This is a genomic window from Paraburkholderia sp. EG286A, assembly GCF_040965375.1.
In the GTDB taxonomy this organism is placed as follows: Bacteria; Pseudomonadota; Gammaproteobacteria; order Burkholderiales; family Burkholderiaceae; genus Paraburkholderia.
Map to the genome: position 1 here is coordinate 431,357 of NZ_JBFRCB010000003.1, position 22,745 is coordinate 454,101.

General features: G+C 66.7%; 20 protein-coding genes and 1 pseudogene. 8 read left to right on the forward strand and 13 right to left on the reverse strand.

The window, feature by feature from the left end; translation table 11 throughout:
• Positions 1-29: 29 nt before the first annotated feature.
• From truB to AB4Y35_RS14770, 9 genes are all read right to left on the reverse strand, one after another.
• Positions 30-1,028 carry a tRNA pseudouridine(55) synthase TruB gene (gene truB / locus AB4Y35_RS14730; protein ID WP_368704886.1) on the reverse strand — a complete coding sequence of 333 codons (999 nt, stop codon included), beginning with the start codon at positions 1,026-1,028 and terminating at the stop codon, positions 30-32.
• 8 nt (positions 1,029-1,036) lie between these two features.
• Positions 1,037-1,402, reverse strand: a complete 366-nt coding sequence (gene rbfA, locus AB4Y35_RS14735; protein WP_042272510.1) for a 30S ribosome-binding factor RbfA — start codon at positions 1,400-1,402, stop codon at positions 1,037-1,039.
• Between the two features lie 185 nt (positions 1,403-1,587).
• Positions 1,588-4,545 (reverse strand): translation initiation factor IF-2, encoded by a 2,958-nt coding sequence (infB, locus tag AB4Y35_RS14740; RefSeq protein WP_368704887.1) that lies wholly within the window; start codon positions 4,543-4,545, stop codon positions 1,588-1,590.
• A gap of 155 nt (positions 4,546-4,700) precedes the next feature.
• Complete coding sequence (nusA, locus tag AB4Y35_RS14745) at positions 4,701-6,176, reverse strand: transcription termination factor NusA (RefSeq protein WP_069267875.1); 1,476 nt, start codon at positions 6,174-6,176, stop codon at positions 4,701-4,703.
• Positions 6,173-6,631, reverse strand: a complete 459-nt coding sequence (gene rimP, locus AB4Y35_RS14750) for a ribosome maturation factor RimP (protein ID WP_028204813.1) — start codon at positions 6,629-6,631, stop codon at positions 6,173-6,175. Before rimP ends, nusA begins: the two co-directional genes overlap by 4 nt.
• A 501-nt stretch (positions 6,632-7,132) precedes the next feature.
• Positions 7,133-8,902: a 23S rRNA pseudouridine(2605) synthase RluB gene (gene rluB / locus AB4Y35_RS14755; RefSeq protein WP_368686443.1), complete on the reverse strand. Its 1,770-nt coding sequence runs from the start codon at positions 8,900-8,902 to the stop codon at positions 7,133-7,135.
• 62 nt (positions 8,903-8,964) lie between these two features.
• The gene (gene scpB, locus AB4Y35_RS14760; protein ID WP_368704888.1) at positions 8,965-9,957 is read right to left on the reverse strand and encodes an SMC-Scp complex subunit ScpB; all 993 of its coding nucleotides are present in this window, start codon (positions 9,955-9,957) and stop codon (positions 8,965-8,967) included.
• Positions 9,958-10,296: 339 nt separating this feature from the next.
• Positions 10,297-11,496: a pyridoxal phosphate-dependent aminotransferase gene (locus AB4Y35_RS14765; protein WP_368704889.1), complete on the reverse strand. Its 1,200-nt coding sequence runs from the start codon at positions 11,494-11,496 to the stop codon at positions 10,297-10,299.
• A 97-nt stretch (positions 11,497-11,593) separates the two neighbouring features.
• The gene (locus AB4Y35_RS14770; RefSeq protein WP_368704890.1) at positions 11,594-12,496 is read right to left on the reverse strand and encodes a LysR substrate-binding domain-containing protein; all 903 of its coding nucleotides are present in this window, start codon (positions 12,494-12,496) and stop codon (positions 11,594-11,596) included.
• A 425-nt stretch (positions 12,497-12,921) separates the two neighbouring features.
• Here AB4Y35_RS14770 and AB4Y35_RS14775 point away from each other — a divergent pair.
• Positions 12,922-13,308, forward strand: a pseudogene (locus AB4Y35_RS14775) (transposase); the annotation flags it as partial.
• Positions 13,309-13,606: 298 nt separating this feature from the next.
• Positions 13,607-13,894 (forward strand): hypothetical protein, encoded by a 288-nt coding sequence (locus AB4Y35_RS14780; RefSeq protein ID WP_368704891.1) that lies wholly within the window; start codon positions 13,607-13,609, stop codon positions 13,892-13,894.
• 238 nt (positions 13,895-14,132) lie between these two features.
• On the opposite strand, the gene AB4Y35_RS14785 is transcribed toward AB4Y35_RS14780, so the two are convergent.
• Entirely contained in the window at positions 14,133-14,447 is a 315-nt protein-coding gene (locus AB4Y35_RS14785) for a hypothetical protein (RefSeq protein WP_069267881.1), read from the reverse strand.
• A gap of 286 nt (positions 14,448-14,733) precedes the next feature.
• On the opposite strand from AB4Y35_RS14785, the gene AB4Y35_RS14790 reads away from it, so the two are divergent.
• The 4 genes from AB4Y35_RS14790 to AB4Y35_RS14805 all read left to right on the forward strand — a co-directional run bounded on the left by AB4Y35_RS14790 (position 14,734) and on the right by AB4Y35_RS14805 (position 17,935).
• A complete protein-coding gene (locus AB4Y35_RS14790) occupies positions 14,734-15,456 on the forward strand; it encodes a YdcF family protein (RefSeq protein WP_368704892.1) in 723 nt (240 codons plus the stop codon).
• A gap of 159 nt (positions 15,457-15,615) precedes the next feature.
• On the forward strand, positions 15,616-15,843 hold the full coding sequence (locus AB4Y35_RS14795; protein ID WP_342920661.1) for a hypothetical protein: 228 nt from the start codon (positions 15,616-15,618) through the stop codon (positions 15,841-15,843).
• 257 nt (positions 15,844-16,100) lie between these two features.
• Positions 16,101-16,361, forward strand: coding sequence for a hypothetical protein (locus AB4Y35_RS14800; RefSeq protein WP_028212153.1), 261 nt, complete (start codon positions 16,101-16,103; stop codon positions 16,359-16,361).
• 269 nt (positions 16,362-16,630) lie between these two features.
• Complete coding sequence (locus AB4Y35_RS14805; RefSeq protein ID WP_368704893.1) at positions 16,631-17,935, forward strand: EAL domain-containing protein; 1,305 nt, start codon at positions 16,631-16,633, stop codon at positions 17,933-17,935.
• A 41-nt stretch (positions 17,936-17,976) separates the two neighbouring features.
• On the opposite strand, the gene arfB is transcribed toward AB4Y35_RS14805, so the two are convergent.
• Positions 17,977-18,381 (reverse strand): alternative ribosome rescue aminoacyl-tRNA hydrolase ArfB, encoded by a 405-nt coding sequence (gene arfB, locus AB4Y35_RS14810; RefSeq protein ID WP_368694667.1) that lies wholly within the window; start codon positions 18,379-18,381, stop codon positions 17,977-17,979.
• 244 nt (positions 18,382-18,625) lie between these two features.
• On the opposite strand from arfB, the gene AB4Y35_RS14815 reads away from it, so the two are divergent.
• Positions 18,626-19,297, forward strand: a complete 672-nt coding sequence (locus AB4Y35_RS14815) for a VC0807 family protein (RefSeq protein ID WP_368701492.1) — start codon at positions 18,626-18,628, stop codon at positions 19,295-19,297.
• A gap of 122 nt (positions 19,298-19,419) precedes the next feature.
• Positions 19,420-21,954 carry an FUSC family membrane protein gene (locus tag AB4Y35_RS14820; RefSeq protein ID WP_368704894.1) on the forward strand — a complete coding sequence of 845 codons (2,535 nt, stop codon included), beginning with the start codon at positions 19,420-19,422 and terminating at the stop codon, positions 21,952-21,954.
• 20 nt (positions 21,955-21,974) lie between these two features.
• Here AB4Y35_RS14820 and AB4Y35_RS14825 read toward each other — a convergent pair whose 3' ends face one another.
• Both AB4Y35_RS14825 and AB4Y35_RS14830 read right to left on the reverse strand, forming a co-directional pair.
• On the reverse strand, positions 21,975-22,169 hold the full coding sequence (locus AB4Y35_RS14825) for a hypothetical protein (protein ID WP_368686453.1): 195 nt from the start codon (positions 22,167-22,169) through the stop codon (positions 21,975-21,977).
• Between the two features lie 113 nt (positions 22,170-22,282).
• Positions 22,283-22,744, reverse strand: coding sequence for an Lrp/AsnC family transcriptional regulator (locus AB4Y35_RS14830; protein WP_028204798.1), 462 nt, complete (start codon positions 22,742-22,744; stop codon positions 22,283-22,285).
• Position 22,745: the final 1 nt, after the last annotated feature.

Consider the following 22,745-nt stretch of genomic DNA (forward strand, 5'->3'; position numbering starts at 1 on the left):
TGTGCGCTCCGCGCGCGATGCGAGTGCGCTCAGGCTGCGCCGCTGACCACCAGCCGCTCCGGCGCAAGTACGCCGTTCGCGGCCTTGGCGACGCCGAGCAGGCGCCCATCTTCCGCGTAGACGCGCACGCGCTCAGCCGCTTCGCAGACCGCGCGGTCGAGCACCAGCTCGTTGAGCGGCAAGCGCTGGCCATGCGTGAAGCGGCGCGCCGCTTCAGCGTTGAGAGTCACGGCGGGGAACGTGGAGAGCAGCGCATCGACGGGACGCAGCCAGGTGTCGCGCCCGGGCTCGTCGGCGGCGGTGAGCGCGTCGAGCGTCACCGCGTGCTCGAGCGTGAGCGCGCCCACACCCGTGCGCCGCAGCATCACGAGATGCGCGCCGCAGCCGAGCGCCTCGCCGATGTCTTCGGCCAGCGTGCGGACGTACGTGCCCTTGCTGCACGTCACGCGAAACGTCACCTCGGGAACCTCGGGAAGTGCGCAGGCGATCATCTCCAGCGCAAGGATCTTCACCTCGCGCCCTTCGCGCTCGACCGTCTGACCCGCCCGCGCATATTCGTAGAGCGGCTTGCCGTCGCGCTTGAGCGCCGAATACATCGGCGGCACCTGCACGATGTCGCCGAGAAAGCGCGTCATCGCCTCACGCACGGCCGCCTCGTCGCTGGTGACCTCGCGCGTTTCGATCGCCTCGCCTTCGGCGTCGCCGGTGGCCGTGCGAATGCCGAGGCGCATGGTCGCCTCATAGGTCTTGTCGGCTTCGAGCAGATCCTGCGAGAACTTGGTCGCCTCGCCAAAGCACAGCGGCAGCAGACCCGACGCGAGCGGGTCGAGCGTGCCGGTGTGGCCGGCCTTCTTCACGCGGTACAGGCGCTTCGCACGAATCAACGCGTCATTGCTCGAAAGGCCAACGGGCTTGTCGAGCAGCAGCACGCCGTCGAGCAGACGGCGCGGAACTTTGGGTCGGGCCGCGTCAGGCCGCGCCGCGTCAGATCGCTGCCCGCCATGATTCTGTTTCGATGATGCAGTCATTGCCCGCGTCAGTCGTCTTTCGCGCGCGTGGCGTTCGCTTCGTCGATCAGGCGCGACATCTCGACACCCTTCTCGACCGACTGGTCATAGTGGAAATGCAGCGTCGGCACCGTGTGAATGTGCAGGCGCTTGAAGAGCTGGTTGTGCAGATGGCCTGCGGCGTGATTGAGCGCTTCCTGCGTGGTCTTCGGGTCGCCCGTGAGGGTCGTGAAGTAGACCTTGGCGTGCGCGTAGTCGGGCGTGAGCTCCACGCTCTGGATCGTCACGAGCCCGATTCGGGGGTCCTTCACTTCGCGCATCAGCTCAGACAGATCGCGCTGGATCTGATCCGCGATCTGCACGTTGCGATTCGGGGAAGTACGTTTTTTCGGCATGATGGTTCCACCTCTTTATCTGCGAGGCATTCAGGCGGCGTTGCGTCCATGAAGGCGCACACGGCCGCGCAAAAAACAAAACGGGCGGAGCTGGCCAGCGCCCGCCCCGCCCGTTATCGGCAAACCCGCGGCGAACCCGCGGTCAGGCGGGCGACCCCGAAGGTCTGCCCGCGGGCGCCGCTGTATTACAGCGTACGCGCGACTTCGGTGATCTCGAACACTTCGAACTGGTCGCCTTCGACGATGTCGTTGAAGTTCTTGATCGACATACCGCACTCGAAGCCTTGCTTGACTTCCTTGACGTCGTCCTTGAAGCGCTTGAGCGAGTCGAGTTCGCCGGTGTGGATGACCACGTTGTTGCGCAGCACGCGCACCGACGACGAACGCTTGACGATACCGTCCGTGACCATACAGCCTGCCACCGCGCCGACCTTCGGCACCTTGAAGACCGCACGCACTTCGACCATACCAGTCACGACTTCGCGCTTCTCCGGCGCCAGCATGCCCGACATCGCCGCCTTCACCTCATCCACTGCGTCATAGATGATGTTGTAGTAGCGGATGTCCACGCCGTTGGTTTCGGCCAGCTTGCGCGCCAGTGCATCGGCACGCGTGTTGAAGCCGATGATGACCGCCTTCGAAGCCGTTGCCAGGTTGACGTCGCTTTCGCTGATGCCACCCACCGCGGCGTGCACGATCTGCACACGCACTTCGCTCGTCGAGAGCTTGAGGAGCGCGTGAACCAGCGCTTCCTGCGAGCCCTGCACGTCGGCCTTGACGATGAGCGGCAGGTTCTGCACTTCGCCTTCGCCCATTTGCTCGAGCATGTTTTCGAGCTTCGCGGCCTGCTGCTTCGCGAGCTTGACGTCGCGGAACTTGCCTTGACGGAACATGGCGATTTCGCGCGCCTTGCGCTCGTCCGGCAGGACGATGACTTCTTCGCCCGCGCCCGGCACTTCCGACAGACCCTGGATCTCGACCGGAATCGACGGGCCCGCTTCCTTCGTGGGCTTGCCGGTTTCGTCGAGCATGGCGCGCACGCGGCCATAAGCGCTGCCAGCCAGCACCACATCGCCACGGTTCAGCGTACCGGACTGGACAAGGATCGTTGCAACCGGACCCTTACCCTTGTCGAGCTTCGCTTCGATGACGAGACCCTTGGCCGGTGCTTCGACCGGTGCCTTCAGTTCCAGCACTTCGGCTTGCAGCAGCACGTTTTCGAGCAGGTCGTCGATGCCCGCGCCGGTCTTCGCCGACACCGGCACGAACGGCGAGTCGCCGCCGTACTCTTCCGGCACGACGCCTTCGGCCACGAGTTCCTGCTTCACGCGCTCGGGGTTCGCATCGGGCTTGTCGATCTTGTTGATCGCCACGACGAGCGGCACACCCGCAGCCTTGGCGTGCGAGATCGCTTCCTTGGTTTGCGGCATCACGCCGTCGTCGGCTGCGACCACCAGAATGACGATGTCGGTTGCCTTCGCACCGCGGGCACGCATGGCCGTGAAGGCCTCGTGACCCGGCGTGTCGAGGAACGTGATGACGCCACGCGGCGTTTCGACGTGGTAAGCGCCGATGTGCTGCGTAATGCCGCCCGCTTCGCCCGCTGCGACCTTGGCGCGGCGGATGTAGTCGAGCAGCGAGGTCTTGCCGTGGTCGACGTGACCCATGACCGTGACGACCGGCGGACGCGGCAACTGCTCGGCGTCCGTAGCCGTGCCCTGGCCTTCGACCAGCAGCGCTTCCGGATCGTCGAGCTTCGCGGCAACCGCACGGTGGCCGAGTTCCTCGACGATGATCATCGCCGTTTCCTGGTCGAGCATCTGGTTGATGGTGACCATCTGGCCCATCTTCATCATCGCCTTGATGACTTCCGATGCCTTCACGGACATCTTGTGCGCGAGGTCGGCCACCGTGATGGTTTCCGGCACGTGCACTTCACGCACGATCGGCTCGGTCGGCGCCTGGAACGTCGACGCGTCCTGGTGACGGCCACGGCCCTTCGGGCCGCCGCGCCAGCCGCGGTCCACGCCGCCCGACGAGTCGCCGCGCGTCTTGATGCCGCGGCGCTTGGCCGCGTCGTCCTGCCAGCCGCCCTTGCCTGCGCCCGGCTTCTTGTTGCGGTCGCCCGCGCCGGCACCCGGCGCGCTCGTCGAAGGCGCGGCCGTCGTGGCCGGCTTCTTCGCCGCGGCGCCGGCACCGCCTGCCGGACGCGCCGGCGCACCTTCCGGACGAGCCGGCTTGTGCAGCGTGCCCTTGGCTTCGGCGGGCTTGGGCGGCTCGACCGGCTTGGGCGGCTCGGGCGCCTTCACCTGCGCCTTGCGCGGCGTGTTCATCATTTCGCGGATCGCGCGCGCTTCGGCTTCGGCAGCCGCGCGGCGGCGGGCGATCTCGTCCTGTTCCTTCTGCGCCTTATCGGCGGCTTCGCGTGCGGCCGCTTCGGCCTTCTGGGCCGCTTCGCGCTGCGCGGCGCGCTCGGCTGCGGCGCGCTGTTCTTCCTGCTGGTCCTGCGCTTGCTTCACTTCTTTCGCTTCCGCTTCGGCATTGCGCTGCGCAGCCACGGCCTGAGCGGCCAGCTCGCGAGCGGCGGCATCGGCCGCTGCCTTCTTTTTGGCAGCTTCTTCTTCGGCACGGCGGCGCTCGGCCTCGGCGGCCTCTTCGCGCGCACGGCGCTCCGACTCTTCACGCGCGAGCAGTTCCTGGCGCTCCTTGAGCTCCAGAGCCTGACGCTCGAGCAGTTCTGCCTCGCGGCGCGCTTCTTCCTCGCGGCGCTGCAGCTCCGCCTCTTCGGCGGCAGCGGCTGCGTCGGCTGCATGATTCGATGCATCCGCCTCACCGGCGGACTCGTCGCGGCGGACGAACGTGCGCTTCTTGCGCACCTCGACCTGAATGGTGCGTGCCTTACCCGTCGAATCGGACTGCTTGATCTCCGACGTATGCCGTTTCGTCAGCGTGATCTTGCGTTTGTCTGCATCAGTCGAGCCGTGAGACTTGCGCAAGTGATCGAGCAGACGCGCCTTGTCGGTCTCCGACAAAGCATCGCTCTCGCTCGCTTTCGTGACGCCCGCCGCCTGCAGCTGCTCGAGCAGCACGCCGGCAGGCATTTTCAGTTCCGCGGCAAATTGGGCTACGTTGTTACTCGCCATTCATTCCTCTTAATGCAAGGACCGATTCCTTGCGGTTGACATCGGGTCATGCGGCCTTCGGTGCCTCGCGTTCTGCAAGGCTCCGCCGCGTTCAGTTCAGTGGGTCATGGTCGCTTCCTGCTCGTCGCGCCCTGATGCAGTTTCCCGTTGGCGGGTTACTGGAACCAGTGCTCACGTGCCTTCATGATCAACGCCTTGGCGGCGTCCTCTTCCATTCCCGTCATTTCGACCAGCTCGTCCACGGCCAGCTCGGCGAGCTCGTCGCGGGTGTGAACTTCATGCTGCGCCAGTTTCGCGAGCAGGTCCGGGTCGATACCGTCCAGGCTCTTCAGGTCCAGGGCGGCGCTTTCCACCTTCTCCTCGTTCGCGATGGCCTGCGTGAGCAGCGCGTCGCGTGCACGGTTGCGCAGCTCGTGCACCGTGTCCTCGTCGAACGCCTCGATTTCCAGCATTTCGTTGAGCGGCACGTAGGCGATCTCTTCGAGGCTCGTGAAGCCTTCGTCGATCAGGATGTCGGCGACTTCCTCATCCACGTCGAGACGCGCCATGAACAGGTCGCGCAGCACCGTGCGCTCCTGATTCTGCTTTTGCGCGGATTCATCCGGCGTCATGATATTGATTTGCCAGCCGGTCAGTTCGCTGGCGAGACGCACGTTCTGGCCACTACGGCCGATCGCGACTGCGAGTTCGCTCTCGTCGACCACGACGTCCATCGAGTGCTTTTCCTCGTCGACGACGATCGACTGCACGGCAGCCGGCGCGAGCGCGCCGATCACGAACTGGGCGGGATCTTCCGACCATAGCACGATGTCGACGTTTTCGCCACCGAGCTCGTTGCGCACGGCCTGCACGCGCGAACCGCGGATGCCGACGCAGGTGCCGATCGGATCGATGCGCTTGTCGTAAGCCACCACGCCGATCTTGGCGCGCACGCCCGGATCGCGCGCCGCCGCCTTGATCTCGAGGAGGCCCTGTTCGATTTCGGGCACTTCCATTTCGAACAGCTTCATCAGGAACTCGGGCGCCGTGCGCGAGAGTTCGATCTGCGGGCCGCGCGCGGTGCGGTCGACCTTGCCGATCCAGGCGCGCACGCGGTCGCCCACGCGCAGGTTTTCCTTCGGAATCAGCTGGTCGCGGCGCAGCAGCGCTTCCACACGGCCGGATTCGACGATGAAGTTGCCCTTGTCCATGCGCTTGACCGTACCGGTCATGATGCTTTCGCCGCGCTCGAGGAAGTCGTTCAGGATCTGCTCGCGCTCGGCGTCGCGCACCTTCTGCAGGATCACCTGCTTGGCGGCCTGCGCGCCGATACGGCCGAACTCGACCGAAGGTACCGGCTGCTCGACGAAACCGTCGATCTGTGCTTCCGGGTCTTGCTCGCGGGCCTCGAACAGCAGGATTTCCTGGTCCGGCTCCTGCAGGCCCGCCTCGTCCGGCACGACGCGCCAGCGGCGGAACGTTTCGTGTTCGCCGCTTTCGCGATCGATATGCACGCGGATATCCGCATCCTCGTCGAAGAGTTTCTTGGAGGCCGACGCAAGCGCCGCTTCAAGGGCGGCGAACACCACGTCCTTGTCGACATTCTTCTCGCGTGCCAGCGCATCCACCAGCATCAACACTTCGCGACTCATTGTTTGCGGCTCCTAAAGTCAACTTTGGGGACAAGGCGCGCTTTGTCGATGTCCGCGAGCGTGAAATCGAGCATCGCGGGACCCGCCTTCCCTTCGAATTCCAGACCGATGGATTCGCCTTCGGGAGCATGCACGATACCCCGGTACGATTTCCGTCCGTCCAATGGCTTTTTCAACGTGATTACCGCTTCGCAGCCTGCGAAGCGTTCGAAGTCCGCCAGTTTCTTCAGCGGACGGTCGAGACCCGGCGACGAAACCTCGAGTCGCTCGTAGTCGATGTTCTCGACCGTCAGAACGTGCTGCAGCTGACGCGTGACCTTCTCGCAGTCCTCGATCGCGATCCCCGCGGGCTGATCGATGAAGATGGTCAGCATGCCGCGCCCGGTGCGCTCGAGGTCGACCAGCTCGTAACCGAGCCCGGTGACCGTGGTTTCAATCAGTTCCGTCAGTTGCACAATGCCCACTCCAGATGTTCTGCGCAGCGGGCCAGCAACTTCCTTCGCTCTAATTCTTGCTTCGCTAGGGATTCGCGGGCCGCGCGCCAGGTGAGCGCGCGCGCTTCTCACCTACTGCCCCCCGATGACGAACGACCTGGATGGTTAGACGGCCCCCAAATTGACAATGCCGAACGTGAAACGTCGGCATCTGTTGGTATCCAATATGGGGCGAACCAAAAAAAAATGGGCGAAACGCCCATCTTCTCACTTAGCCAGGTGGTCGCACCTGGGGCGCGAATTACTACCCAGATGACAGCCGCACGCCCAGCGACTTTGTGATTCTAGCCTTTTTTGCACATTAACGCAAATCACCGGTCAAGCCCAATGCGCCTTTTGCCGTTATTTATGGGCTCGCAAGGGGATTTTCCGGTGTTTTACGCGCGAACCGCGCGCATTGCCGCCGTTGCATGGCCGCGACGCCCGCCGCATGTCGCAGACGGACGTCGCGCGCTTCGCGCGTCAGTGGCCGCGAGTGCGGTTGCGCGGCGTGCCGCGCTGGCCGCCACGGCTGTTGCCGCCCGCGCGGTTGCCATTGGGGTTGGCATTGCCGCCGCCGTTGCCGGGACCGCTGCGGCGATTGCCGCTGGCATTGCCGCCCGCACGCTTGCCCTGCGCGCCCGGCGCACGGTTGCCGTCGACCTCGCGGCCGCCTGCACGGTTGCCGCCACGGCCGCCGAAACCGGAGCCCGCGCCGAAATTGCCGTGACCGGCACCCGCGCCGCCGCCGAAGCCACCCGCTGCGCCGCGCCGTCCCTGGCCCTGACGCGGCTGACCCATCGCACCGTGCGAGCTCAGCACCGGCTCGCGGTTGATGAAGCCCATCGACGTCTGCATCGGATCGGGCTGGCGACGCTCCTGCTCCTTGCCGCCACGACCGCCCTTCTCTTCGCTCGGCGCCTTCAGGCCGACCGCGGCCATCAGCGCGCGCACCTGGTTGTCTTCGAGCTCTTCCCAGCGGCCGCGCTTGAGCCCCTTGGGCAGCGCGATCGGGCCGTGGCGCGTGCGGATCAGGCGGCTCACCATCAGGCCCGCCGCCTCGAACATGCGGCGCACTTCGCGGTTGCGGCCTTCGGCCAGCGCGACGTGATACCAGTGGTTCGTGCCTTCGCCGCCGCCATCGCGGATACGCAGGAAGCTCGCGGGGCCGTCCTCGAGCTCGACGCCCTTGAGCAGCTTCTGGCGGTTCCCCTCGGTCAGCTCGCCCACCACGCGCACGGCGTATTCGCGCTCCACACTGTAGCGCGGATGCATGAAACGGTTGGCCAGATCGCCCGAGGTGGTCAGCATCAGCAGACCTTCGGTGTTGAAGTCCAGACGGCCGACGGCCAGCCACTTCGCCGTTTTCATCGGCGGCAGGCGGTCGAACACCGAGGGACGGCCTTCCGGATCGGCATGGCTCACGATTTCGCCGGTCGGCTTGTGATAGATCAGCACACGCGGCGGCTTGTTCTGCAGCTTGCGCTTGATCGGCTTGCCATTGATGCGGACCTGGTCGGTCGGCAGAATGCGCTGGCCGATGTGCGCGGGTTCGCCGTTCACCGAGACGCGCCCGGCGATGATCAGCTCTTCCATGTCGCGGCGCGAGCCCATGCCCGCATCCGCCAGCACCTTGTGCAGCTTCGGTGCGTCGTCGTCCGGGCTCAGCACGCGCTTGGGCTGCTGGGCACGGCCGCGGCGCAGCATCGGCGCGCGCACGCCCGAACCGGCGCCGTTGTCGGCGTCGAACGCCGGCGACGTCACGTAGAGGAACAGGTCGTCCTGGGTGGACTCGCCCGCGGCGGCGGCCGGCTGGCCTTCGCCTCGGCCCTGGCCCTTCTGGCGCTTGCCCGCGCCCTGCTGGCGCTCGCCCTGCTGGCGTTCGCCCTGACGCTCACCCTGAGCGGCGGCGCCCGCGTTCTGCCGGCGGCCCGGCTTCTTCGCGCCTGCGTCCTTGCGCGGTGCACGGCCGGCGGGAGCGCGCTCAGGCGCCGCTTCCGGCGCGTCAGCGGGCGCTGCGGCCACGTCGGCGCCTTCCGCGCCTTCGGTCGCTTTTGCCTTCGCGCCCGCGCGGCGGCGCGCGATCAGGCTGCGCGGCCCGCGGCGCAGACCGCGGCGTGGACGCTCTTCGCCCTCGCCGCCCTGTGCTTCGCCTTCGACCTGCGAAGCACGCGTGTCGTCGTCGCGCGCGGAGGACGCGCGGCGCGCGGATTCGGACGCGTCGGTCGAATCGGTGTCGTGGATATCAGTCAAAACAACCTCAAAATGTCAGGTTGCGCGCCCGCTTGCGGGGCGCGTCAAAAATGCTTGTTGCTTCAGATGCCGCGTCGTGCGGCTTCGTCGTCCGTCGTCGAGACGGGGTCGTCCTGCGCCGCGTCGCGGCGGTCTTCGTGTTCTTCTTCGCCCGCCGCATCTGCTGCGTGCGCGGCATCCTGCGCGTGAGCGTCGGGGGCTGACCCGTGCTGCGCGAGGCTGGTTTCTTCATGTACCGCTTCGCCCGAGGCAGCGGCTGCGTATGCAACGTTTGCGCCTGCCGCCTCGTGTGTTTGTTCCGCTTCTTCCGTTGCGTGCGTCCCGTGCGCTGCGCTTTCGGGCTGTGCGGGCGTTTCGAAGCCCGACTCATCGCCCGATGTTTCGACGCCCGACGCTTCGCCCTGCGCTACCGGTGCCAGCGCATCTTCCGCGCCCGCGACATCGGCGGCCGCCTCGGGCTGGCCTTCCGCGACGAACTGCGCCGCGGCGCTGTCGGGAAACTCGATCGCATGCTGGGCAAGCAGTTGCTCGCCGAACTGGCTCGACGGATCGTCGAGCGGCGGCAATTCGTCGAGCGACTTCAGGCCGAGATCGTCGAGAAACTCCCGTGTCGTTGCATAGAGCGCCGGGCGGCCCGGCACGTCACGATGACCAATGACTTCGATCCAGTTACGGTCCTCGAGCTGTTTGACGACCTGCGTGTTGACCGTGACGCCGCGAATTTCCTCGATGTCGCCGCGCGTGACCGGCTGCCGGTACGCGATGATCGCGAGCGTTTCGAGAACCGCGCGCGAGTAGCGCGGCGGCTTTTCGGGGTGCAACCGGTCAAGGTAGGTCCGCATGGCCGGCTTGCTCTGAAAGCGCCAGCCCGACGCGAGCCCCACCAGCTCGACGCCGCGCCCGGACCATTCGTGCCGCAGGTCTTCGAGCAGGTTGCGGACCGTGTCGGCCGAAATGTCGTCGGCAAACAGTTTGCGCAGTTCGCCGATCTTCAACGGCTCCTGCGTGCAGATCAATGCAGTCTCGAGGACGATTTTCGCCTCTTGGGTATTCATGCAGCCAGGTCAGACCCTAAGTAAGGTAAATCAGGTTCAAGGAACCGGATCAGACAGACGAAAGACGATATGGAACTTGGAGACGCGCTCGCCCGATTCTGATCGGTCATATTGATGGGAGCACGCACCGGGGGGCCGAAATTCAGGCAAAGAGCCAGACCCAGCCGGAGGGAGCCGCGAAGTTCCCGCAGGGAATCGCTTGACTGAGCGCCATATTACGCAAAAACGCTGGGTGCGTAAAGACGCCATTCCGCATGAGCGGCCTCATTTTAATCCGGACCCCGCCACCGCTTTATGCCCGCTCGCGCCACGCCGGTGCATGGCGCGCCGCGAGCCGCCTCAATGCGCTCCCACTGTCTCCAGGTAGCGCGCGAGTCGCTCGACGCCTGCGTCGAGCCGCGCCGGATCGCAGGCATAGCACCAGCGCACGAAGCCTTCCCCTTGCGGTCCGAAGGCGCTGCCCGGCGCGAGGCCGAGGCCCGCGTCGCGGACCAGCGCCTTGCACAGCTCGAGGCTGTTCTGCGCGCCGGCCAGCCGGAAAAAGAGGTACATCGCGCCGCGCGGCACTTTCACATCGACGCCGGGCAGCTTTGCCAGCGCCGCGGCGAGGTGGTCGCGCGAGGCCCGCAGATCGGCCACCAGCGCGTGCGTGAACGGCTCGCCGTGCTCGACTGCCGCAATGCCGGCCTGCTGTACGAACGACGGCGCGCACGAGGTGTTGTACTCGACCAGCTTGCTCAGATCGTCGGTCAGGCTGCGCGGCACGACCATCCAGCCAAGCCGCCAGCCGGTCATGAGCCAGGCTTTCGAGAACGAATTGACGCAGATCAGGCGCTCTTCGCGCGACGCAAGATCGAGGAACGAGGGCGCGGTGCGCTCACCCGCGTCGCCGTAGTAGAGGCGCTCGTAGACCTCGTCGGCGACGATCCAGATGCCGAGGCGCCGGCAATGCTCGAGCACCGCGCGCTGCTGGTCGCGCGTCATCACCCAGCCGGTCGGATTGTTCGGCGAGTTGATCATCAGCAGGCGCGTCTCGGGCGTGAGCGCCGCCAGCAGCCGGTCGAGATCGAGCGTCCAGCCGCGCTCGCCGTAGCCGAGCGAGACCGTCTCGACCGTGGCGCCGAGGATCTTCGGGATTTCGACGAGGTTCGGCCACAGCGGGGTCACCGCCACCACCCGGTCGCCCGCGCCGACGACGAGCTGTGCCGCCAGCATCAGCGCGTTGACGCCGGCGCTCGTGACCGCCACGTTGTCCACCGACGTCGCGCCGTGCAGTTCGCTCACGTAGCGCGCGAGCGCTTCGCGCAACGGCGCGATGCCGAGGTTGTGGGTATAGAACGTGTCGCCGCGCCCCAGCGCCTCGGCCGCCGCCTCGCGGATGAACGGCGGCGTCACGCGGTCGGACTCGCCGAACCAGAACGGCAGCACGTCGGCAACGCCGAACCCGGCATTCGCCACTTCGCGGATCTGCGACGAGCGCAACGCACGCACCGCTTCTCGCGGCAGGGAGAGGGGGGACGACGGTTCGAAATCGCTCATCGGGGTTCCGGATGGCACAGCATGTGGGAAAGCATCGAGTGTAGCGCGCGGCCCCGCGCGACGAGGGCGGCGCCTGCAAAGCGTGAGCGCAGCGGCTTCAGTGCTGCGCTTCGGGCTGACCGGCAAGTTGACGGATCAGCGACCAGACCGCTTCGGCGGCCGGCGAAAGCGAGCGGTCGCGCCGCCGCACGAGCTCGACGGTGCGCTCCGCGCGCGGCACGAGCGGCCGCGCAAGCAAGGGCGCGCCCGCCGGCACGGGTAGCGCGAGCCAGGGCAGCACGCTGATGCCCACGCCCGCCTCGACGAGCCCGAAGACCGTGGCCGGATGCCCCAGTTCCTGCACCACGCGTGCGCGTACGCCCTGCTCGCTCATCACGGCGTCGATGAGCGGACGGCTGCCCGATGCGTAATCCAGCATCACCAGACGCTCGCCGTCCAGCTCCTTCCACGAGACTTCCTGGCTCAACGCGAGCGCGTGATCGCCGCGCACGACCACGCAGAACGAATCCGTGGTCAGGCATTGCGTTTCGAGATCCTCGGCGGCAAAGGGTCCGATGATGACGCCGAAGTCCACCTCGCCCGAGCGGATCTTGCGCACGACGTCGCTCTGCACGTCGTCGCGCAGTCCAAGCGTGATGTAGGGAAACTGCCGCCCGCATGCGGCGACGACCTGGGGCATCAAGCGGCACGCGACCGTCGGACTGGCCGCCACGACGACGCGGCCGCGCCGCTGCTCGCCGATCTCGCGAATCTCGCGCAAGGCGTCGTCGAGATCGCCCAGCAGGCGCGGAATGCTCGCGATCAGGTTCGCGCCGACATCGGTGAGCTGCACATCGCGCGTGGTCCGGTCGACGAGCTTCACGCCGATCTCGGCTTCGAGCTCGCGCACGCAGCGGCTCACCGCCGACTGCGTGAGCCCGATTTCGTCCCCGGCCCGGCTAAAGCTCTGCAACCGGGCGACCTCGATGAACACCCGCAACTGCCGCAGCGTCACATTCATCCGCTTGCCTCATGAATTGTCCGTTTTCATGCAATTTTATGCCGGACACCCATCGTTGCGGGTAGAGGAACCTCGCTGCCCATTGTTCGCCGCAATGCAGCAATACGGCGCAAACGCACGTCCGACGGGCTTGCCTGCACAAGATTGGTGATTCTCCCGATTTTCTCGATAAGTGTTTTCGAGTCTTATACGCCCCTGGCAATCTCCCGCGCGGGCTTGGCGCCACGCGGCTTCAAGACGAGAACGTACGTGCTGGCACGGTTTTCGCATTAAGGCACGCACAGGTTCGATGGACGTACCGGAAGCATGCAGTCCGGGACGATCCAGCCGGGCCCGCCTGGTACTCCGGCATCCGGCCGGGAGTACATGAAGAGTGCGCAGCGCGGGGCAGCGCACCGGAGATAGCTTCGCTGAGGTGAAACATGATGCTGTTCGACGATTTGAGAGACAACGAATGGGCGCTGGTCGAGGCGTTGTTCTGTGCTGAACCGGCACGGAGCGAGCGGCGCGGACGGCCTCGCGTCGAAGCGCGTGCTGTGGTCAACGCGGTGCTCTGGGTGCTTTCGACGGGTGAAGGCTGGTCCAAGCTGCCGGGCCGCTACCCCTCGCCGCCGACTTGCCGCCGTCGTTTCGACGAGTGGCAGGCGGACGGCACGCTTGCGGAGATCGTCAAGCGACTGAGCACGAACGGGCGTGAAATTTCGCTGCGCGGCCGTATCGGCGCCACGGCGACCAAGCCGCCCGCGCCGCCCAGCCGTGATCGCCTGCGCGGCGCGTTCTGGACCAATCCGGAATCGTGGCGCGCGCCGGTCAAGATGGCCTGAGCCACGCTTGAACTGCTTTTCCGCCGGGCGCTTCGTGCGCCCGGCGTGTTTTTCTCCCAACCCTTCCGCACTGCGTGGCCGCTGCAGACCGCTTTCCGGTCATTGACTGACAGCGCCGCCCCTCTCCTGACGATGCAGGCTGCATCGACCTCGCTGCGTCCGCAACCAGGCGACCGGCACCGCGCGATACATCTCTTTACCAATATTTACAGCGCGCTTTCGCGCCCGACGTTAGTTTAGGAGCATGTCCACTAACGTCAAGAAACTGGATTGACGGGGAACCACCATGAAATCCATGAACCTGCACATCCGGGGCATCATGGTTTCGCTGTCCGCCCTCGCCCTTTTCGCGCCGACGGCCTCGTTCGTGTCGTTCAGCGCCGCGGCCCAGCCGCCGCATGCCTCCGTACCGAAATGGTCGATCTCGCGCACCGGCGCGCGCGCCATGCCGCCCGTAGCGCCTGGCCCGAACGCTGGCAAACCGCCCGTGCCGCGCGGCGACCTGCGCGGCGACATTGCGGACAATGCCCGCCGCAGCGCGCCGCAGAGGCAGGAACCAACGCAGCGCCGCTAAGCCGGCCAGCGAAACACCATCGAGGGGACTGCCGGAACCGATGAAAGAGCCGCGATGACGGAGGACGGCAAGAGCCTCCGGTACGTCGCGGCTCAGCATATACCCTGCCCCGGGGAACCACCGCGCTTCATGTGCGGTCTACCCTTACGCCATCAAGCACAGCGTGGCAGCAGTAATTCCGGTAAGCCCGTATCTTTCGATGCGGGCTTTTTTTTGGCGGGACGAAGAGAACAGAGTGCTACTGGCTGGCTTCGAGGCCGGATTGGGGCACGCGCTCGGCGACGTAGTCGGCCACGCGATGGGCGCTCCACTGCACCGTGCGCTCGTCGCGAGCGAGCCGGGCGAATTCGGCGCGGCCGCGATCGGTCAGCACCGCGATATCGACCGGCGCATGGAAACCCGGCGCCGGCGCAACCGTGCGTTGCCGGACGATGTCCATCATGCCGAGATCGCGCAAATACTGGAACACTTCAGGACGACGCGCCCACGGGACCTGCCGATACTGCACCCGCCTCAGCGCTTCGAGTACTGCTTCGTTGGAATACGTGGTCATCTCACTTCTTTCTTAAAATGCAGTCCTGCGATCATTGAGCCTCACGCGAGCCGGCAGCGGCGCAATGCGGACCTGAGAACGGCGCAGTCTGTGCCCTGGCGGGCCCACGCGCCCTATCCGTGCGATGTGCAGCGGCAGGGACTGCAGGTTATCCGGGCCCCCGTGAAAGCGGCTTCACCGCTTCCCGCACGGCCAACGCCGCGCCACGCTCGCGGCGCAAAGGTCGGTTGGACGCGCATTTTCCCGAAAACAATACGTTACCTCATCCAAATTGATTCTATTCGTTTTGTTTGTGCTATTTGTTGCGCTCGGCCTGCTGTGGCGCAGCGCGCGCTGGCGTGTCGCGGTCTGCGCGGCCGGGGTCTTCTGGCTGCTCGCGACCGGCTGGCTCACGGGGGTGCTGCTCGATATCGCCCAGCCGGAGTTGTATCGCACTCCCTACGATCAGGCGAAAATCGGCCCGGCGCACTTCGGTGCGCGCACTGCCATCATCATGCTGGGCGGCGGCACCGAATCCCGCGGCGGCCAGCTGGTCCCCGCGCGCGACGTCTACGCACGCATTGCCCTTGCCGCCGACCTGTACGCGCAGTGCGCGCGCGCGGGCGGCACGTGCCGAGTGATCGTGAGCGGCGGCAACCCGGAGCACCATGCGAGCGCCGAGGCCGACAACTACGCGCCCTACCTGCTGCGCGCCGGTGTGCCGGGCGCCGATCTCGTGCTCGAAAACCAGAGCCTCACGACGTATCAGAACGCGCGCAACGTTGCGCCCATCGTCCGGGCCGGGAACGATGAAACGCTCCTGCTCGTGACGTCCTCGTACCAGATGCGCCGCGCGATGCTCGATTTCCGGCGCTTCGACATGCACCCGCTGCCCGCGGTTTCCAGCGTGCGCCACGTCGAGCGCGGCCTGCTCCCGCGCATCGCGAATCTCAAGTCTGCCGAAACGGCGCTCCACGAATCGACTGGGGTTGCGCAGTTTTATGTCTATCGGATGATCGGCTGGTTCTAGTATGACGGTTAGGCGACATCAGATGTAACGAGATGTAACTCCCGTGCGAACGGCTTACGTGATGTCATCTGGCGCGAGTATTTGATCGTTAGAATGGCATGTCCATCCTGCTTGGACAGGTAACGGCTGGGTCCATAAACCGCTCCTTCGGAGGTAGAGATGAAAAAAGTGTCCCTCGCAGTCCTGATTTCACTTTCCGCACTGGCGGGCGCTGCGCATGCGCAGTCGGATAACGGCATCACGATGAGCACCGATCCGGCCAAGGCGGACGACGTCCTGCAACGCGCGCAGGCCCTGCAGCAGCAACAGGAAGCCGCGCCCGCGCCGGCGCCCATGCCGCATCACAAGTCGGGGCATCCGCATCACAAGAAGGCCCCCGCCCAGTAAGAACGGGCGAAGCCTGGCCGCGCGCTGCCCAGCGTACGCGGGCAGCGCCTTCCCTGGAATGCAGCCGATGCCGGTCTAGCCGCCATCGGCTTTTTTTCGCCGCGCCACTCCGCTGCGCTTGCGGTCCCGCGCGCATCGCCGCCGCGCCGACGCGCCGGCGCGGTATGCTAAAGTCGCGCACCTCGAAAACGCCCCGGTCGGCAGACGCGGTCGGCATAGACCCAACCTTTTGTGCGCGCCACGCGCGGAGAAACGCAATGAGCAACATCCAGCTCGACATCGAATGGACCGAAGCGGCCTCACGCAAGATCGAAAAACTGATGCCGCGCGGCGGCAACCAGGACGCGTATCTCGCGCTGCCCCCCATCGAATGCCTGCCGATGGAAGGCGACGTGCTGTTTCTCGGCCCGGCGGGCAAGCAGCAGCCATTCATCGTGGCGGAGCGTCAATACCATCACGAAGGCGACGCGGACTGGACCATCATCCTGATTCTCGACGTGCCCAACACGGCGCACTGAGCGGCAAACCAGGCCGCCAGCAGGCGGCATGCGAGGCGCTCGCACCCGACGCGGGCGCCCTCTCGCGGCATCACCACCTCCCGCCTTGCATGGCATGCCTCGCCGCGCCAGGCACGGCGAGTGCGCGCAGTTTCTACCCATAATCCCAGACTTGACGACAGGCCCTGGCGGTGACCGCCGTCGGGCGAGCGCCTGCTTTGGACGGCAGTTGCGCGGCCCGCGCGGTAAAGGCGCCCACGCACCGCCCGCGCCGCCGTGCGTCCCGAGCCATGCCGAACGATCCGTCGAACGCGAAGGCGACTGCCACCGCCAGCCTGCTCGCCCAACTGCAGCCGCATACCGACAGCTGGGGCGCGCAATGGCATGGTTGCGCGCTCGCCAGCGCATTCCAGCCGGTGCTCTCCATCCCGCATCAGCGCGTGGTCGGCTATGAGGCGCTGTTGCGGGTCACCGACCAGTCGGGCCGGGCGCTCGCGCCCGAGGAGCTGTTCGCCACGGTGCAAGGCGCCGAGGCGCAGCAGCTCGATGAACTGGCCTGCGCCCTGCACCTCGCGAATTTCGTCCAGCAAGGCGTGGGGAGCGGCTGGATCTTCCTGAACACGCTGCCGCGCAGCGCACGCGCCGCCGACCCCGCGCACGCCGCCATCGACGGGCTGTGCCGGCACTTCGGCTTCCCGCACGAACGCGTGGTGATCGAGGTGCTCGAGCAGCGCGGCGGCGACGAGCCCGGCCCTTTCGTCGACGCAACGGCGCCTGCCGGCGGCCGTGACTTCCTCGTCGCACTCGACGACTTCGGCGCGGGCTTCTCCAATTTCGACCGCGTCTGGCGCTACCGGCCCGACATCGTCAAGCTCGACCGCTCGCTCGTCACGCGCGCGGCCAGCGGCGAGAGTCACGTGGCATTCATCTCGGAGCTCGTCTCGATCCTGCATCATGCGGGCACGATGGTGCTGGCAGAAGGCGTCGAGACCGAGCTGCAGCTCATGGTGCTGATGCAGGCCGACATCGATCTCGTGCAGGGCTTCTGGTTCGGCGAGCCGCAAGCTTCGGTACGGCAAGCGGGCGCCGCTGCGCCCGCGCTCGCGCAGTCGATGTGGCGGCGCTTCGCCGCTTATCAGCGCAGCACCGAGATCATCGAGCAGGTCAATTTCGGCGCGCTTTCGCACGCCATGCTGCGCGGCGCGCGCGTGCTCACGGGCGGCGGAACGCTCGAAGCAGCGGCCGAGGCCATTTTCGGCGACAACGGCAGCCACGCGCAGCGCGTATTCACCGCGGATGAACACGGCGAGCAGCACGAGCCTTCGATCGCCATGCCCGGCGTCGGGCCGCCCGCGCGCCTCGCGCCTTTCTATCCCGACACGGACAGCAACTGGTCGCGCCGCGAGTATTTCCGGCGCGCGCTCGCCGCGCCCGGCCGGGTCGCGGTGATGGGTCCGCACTATTCGCTCAACGACGGCGAGCTCTGCTACACCGCCGCCATCGCGCTCGACTACGGCGGCGCGACGCACGTGCTGTGCGCGGACTTCCCGCCCGAGCACGGTCCGCGCGAGCGCCCGTGGCGCGAGCCGGGTTGAGCGGCGTCGCAGGCCGGCTATCCGCCGCGCGGTCCGGGGAACTATTCGGTGACGCGCCGGCGCCCCGCCTTCAGCTCACCGGTGCGCGCCTTGCCGTCGAGCCGGCGCAGCTTCGAGGCGCGCGTAGGGCGCGTCGCCACGCGCGCCTTGCGCGTCACGCTCACGCTGTCGACCAGCTCCTCGAGGCGCGCAAGCGCGGCCACGCGGTTCTGTTCCTGGGTACGGTATTCCTGCGACTTGATCACGACGACGCCCTCGCTCGTAATCCGCCGGTCGGCGAGCGCGAGCAGGCGCATCTTGAGCACCTCGGGCAAGGACGAGGCGCGGATGTCGAAGCGCAGATGAATCGCGCTCGACACCTTGTTCACGTTCTGGCCGCCCGCGCCCTGTGCGCGAACGGCGACGAGTTCGATTTCCTGCAACGGGATGGGCGCGCGTGCGGTCATGGGCAACCAGAAAGAAAGCAGGCCGCATCGGGCCGGACACGCGGCAGTGTCGCACAGCGCGGCGGAATCGGCACAGGCATGACATACGCGTGACACCTCCTCGCGCAAGCGGCGGCCCGATGCGCCGCGGGCATGCGCAATACCGCCCCGCAGTCGGCGCGCTGCGCAGCCAGTTTGCCGCCGCGCGGCGCATGAACCATACTTGCGACATTCCCTTGGGCGAACCCTCAGGAGCACGCACCCCATGAAGCTGCGTCCCGCATTCGTTGCCGAACTGGCGGTCAACCTGCTGCTTCCCTGGGTCGCCTACCGTCTCGCCGAGCCGCACTGGGGCGAGGTCGGCGGCCTCATTGCCTCGGCCGCGCCGCCGCTTGCCTGGAGCATCGTCGAACTGGTGCGCTTTCGGCGGGTGGATGCGCTCTCCGCGGTCATTCTGCTCGGCATCGTGCTCTCGCTGCTCGCCGTGGCGTTCGGCGGCAGCCCGCGCGTGCTGTTGATGCGCGAGAGCCTCGCCTCGGGCGCAATCGGCGCCGCGTTCCTGATCTCGCTCCTCGCGAAGCGCCCGCTCGTGTTCTATCTCACGCGCGCGACGGTCGCGCGCGAGACCCGCGAGGGCGTCGCGCGGCTCGAACAGCTCTGGAAGGAGAATGCGAGCTTCGCGGCGGCCATGCGGCTGCTCACGTTCATCTGGGGCTTCGGGCTTTGTCTCGATTCCGCGCTGCGCACTTATCTGGCCGCCACCTGGCCGATCGAGCGCTTTCTCGTCGTCTCGCCGATCATCGGTTATGGCGTGTTCGGCGGCCTGATGGCCTGGACCTTCTGGTATCGCACGCGCATGCGGCGCATTCACGGCACGCACGGCCTGCTCGGCGACGCGGCCGCGGCAACGAACGCAAGCACGCTCAGCGTGGACTGAAACGGCGGCGCCGCCTTCGGCCCGTCCGGCACGCATCGGCGGTCAGATCGCGCCCGAAATACGTTAGACTCAGCGCCACAGTCCGCGGCGTACCGTCCGCTCTCGAACTTCCCCGGCAGTCGATGCGCTACTCCGTAGAAATCAGGAAATTCCTCTATAGCCAGTACTTTTACGGCGGCCTGCGCATCGCGATCGGCATCTCGCTTCCCGCCGTCCTGTGCCTGTTCGTCTTTCACAAGAGCGAGCTGGGCTTCACCATCTCGACCGGCGCGCTCGGCGCCTGCGTGGTCGACATGCCGGGGCCGCTCAAGTACAAGCGCAACGAAATGCTCGCGTGCAGCGTGATCGGGTTTCTCTCCGCTTACGCCACGGGCCTCGCCACCTTCAGTCCCATCGCGCTCTGGGCCACCGTGGTGCCGCTCACCTTCGTGCTCTCGCTGATCGTGGTCTACGGCAACCGCTGGCCGCAGATCAGCTTCGCCACCCTCTTCATGATGGTGATGACGCTCGAGGAGCATTTCACGCCGCACCTCGCGCTCGTCAATGCGCTGTGGATTCTGCTGGGCGGCCTCTGGTACACGGCGTGGTCGACCTTGATCAGCCAGCTCATGCTCGATCGCATCGAGCAGCAGGCGCTCGCCGAAAGCGTGTTCGCCTGCGCCGACTACCTGCTCGCGCGCGCCCAGTTCTTCGACCTCGACAACGATCTCGACGAGTGCTATCGCAACCTCGTCGCGAAGCAGATCGCCGCTGTGGAGCGCCAGGACGCGGCGCGCGACATCGTGCTGCGCAACCTGCCCAAGCTCAGGGCCGGCAAGGTCGATGCGCGGCGCGCAATGCACTTCAACCTGTTCATCAACACGGTCGATCTGCACGAGCTGTTCGTGGGCGCGCACACCGACTACCCGCTCGTGCGCAACACCTTCGGCGGCTCCGACCTGCTCGTGTTCTACCGCGACCTGATCCGCAAGGCCGCCGCCGATCTCGAAGACATCGGCCTCGCGGTGCTGCAAAACGAGGCACCGCGCGCGAGCGTGAACGTGAAGGCCGAATTGCGCGCCATCGAATACGAACTCGAACTGCTGAAAAAGCGCGACCTGGCCGCGACCGACCCGGAGGCCTATGCGGCGATCTCGGCGTCGTTCCGGCGCATCTGGAGCGCGACACGCCTGATCGACCGCATGCGCCGCAGCCTCGCGAGCGAAGTGCCGACGACCGAAACCGAGCTGCGCATCGACGAGGCGCTCACGCGCTTCGTGACGAACCGCCGCGTGTCCTGGCTGCAGATCTTCTCGAATCTCACGATGGCCTCGCCGAGCTTTCGCCACGCGCTGCGCGTGACGATCGCGGTGGCGGTCGGCTTCTGGCTCGGTCGGCTTCTGCCGCTCACCAACGCCTACTGGATCGTGATGACGAGCATCATCATCCTGAAGCCCGGCTACTCGCTCACGCGCCAGCGCAACGCGCAGCGTATCGTCGGCACACTGATCGGCTGTATCGCCAGTATTGCGTTGATCCTGCTCGTGAAGCAGCCGCTCGTGCTGCTCGTCTCGATGTTCGCGGCGATGGTGATGAGCTACAGCCTCCTGCTCTTCAACTACACGGCGAGCGTGGTGTTCACGTCGGCCTACGTGCTCCTGATGTTTCATCTGCTCGCGCCGGGCAGCATGCGCATCATCGGCGAGCGCGCGATCGACACGGTGGTGGGCTGCATGATCGCCATCGCCGCGAGCCATCTGTTCCCCTACTGGGAATACCGCCTGATGGGCAAGCTCGTGCACGACATGATCGCCGCGACGCGCAGCTATCTCGAGGCGAGCTGGTGGTGGAGCGGGCGCACGAGCGCGCCGCAGCCGGCGTTCGCGGGAGCCGCGGTGAGCGAGGCCGGCGCACGCGTGGCCGCCCATGCGGCGCCCGCGGCGACGCGCGCAACCGATGCGGGTGGCGCGGCGAATCCGCTGCTGCCCGGCAGCGTGAGTGCGATGGCGAGCGCTTCGGCGAACGCGGCGAGCGTCATCGAGGAACCCGTCGCGGCCACCGCCGCGACCCTCGACGACTCGCCTACAGCCGGCGCGCCGGGCTCGCCCGTGTCGGCCGTAGGCGCGAAGGCCGCTGCGCAAACCGCGCAGGCCACCGCGGGCGCGGCCGCAGCGGCACCGTCGCTCGCGCGCGACTTCCGCTACCGGCTCGCGCGCAAGAACGTGCACGTGGCGTTCGCGAATCTCGGCCAGGCGTTCCAGCGCATGATGCTCGAACCGAAGGCCGCGCAGAAGTTCGTGCCCGAGCTCAACGACCTGCTCGTGCGCAGCCACGTGCTCGCCTCGCAGATCACGGCCACCGCCCCGCTCCTGCGCAGCACGGCGCGGCCCGACCAGCCGGAGGTCAAGCTCGACGCGCTCGAGCGCGCGCTGTCGTGCGTGCGCGAGAACCTCGTCGCCGCCGAAGCGGGCACGGCGGCGCCCGCCGATCAGGCCGACATCACGAAGCAGCTCACGCGCGAACTCGATGCGATGGTGGTGGAAGCCGAGCGGGCACTCGGCGCCTCGGCGGAACTGGCGCAGGAACTCAAGCTGCTCGCCCACCAGTGCAAGCAGATGATCACGGCGTCCTGGCTGATTCGCCGGGACGCGAGCATCATCCGGCTACCGGAGGAATAAGCAGGCGAAGGCCCGGCGCGTCACTGCGTCGAGCCGCCGGCTTGCGAGGCGGCCGTGCTCGCGGACGCATGCGCCGCGCCGGCGCCCACGGTCTCGTCGTACTCGCGCTTGCTCTTCAGCGCGTTGAACAGCACGGTGCCGATCACGAACAGCACCACCACGACGATGAGCACGGCAACGCCAACGGTGGGGTTCTTCTTGCGCGGTTCGTTCATCGGTCGTGCCCAGCCTCGAGTTGGATGACAGGAACGGGCATTCTACGCCGCCATGCCTTGCAGACGGCTTGCGCCGCGGGCCGCCGGGTGCCGCTAGGTGCCGCTAGGTGCCGCTAGGTGCCACTGCGCACCGGTAGGGCCGTCGAATATTTGAGCTGCTCCATCGCGAAGCTCGAACTGACGTCGAACAGCGGCACGGCGCGAATGAGCTGCTTGTAGACGCGGTCGAAATCGTCGATATCGGAGACCACGATGCGCAGCAGGTAGTCGGTCTCGCCGCTCATGCGATACGCCTCGACGATCTCGGGAATCTCCTGCACGGCGCGCGTGAAGGTCTGCGCCCATGCCTCGGTGTGCTGGTTTGTGCGCACGGCGACGAACACCGTCGTCCCCACGCCGAGCTTGCGCGGGTCGCACAGCGCGACCTGCGCGCGGATCACGCCCGTTTCCTTCAGGCGCTGCACGCGCTTCCAGCACGGCGTTTGCGAAAGATTGACGCGCTGCGCCAATTCCGCGACCGGCATGGTCGCGTCCTGCTGCAGCAGCTCAACCAGCTTTCTGTCGATGAGATCCATT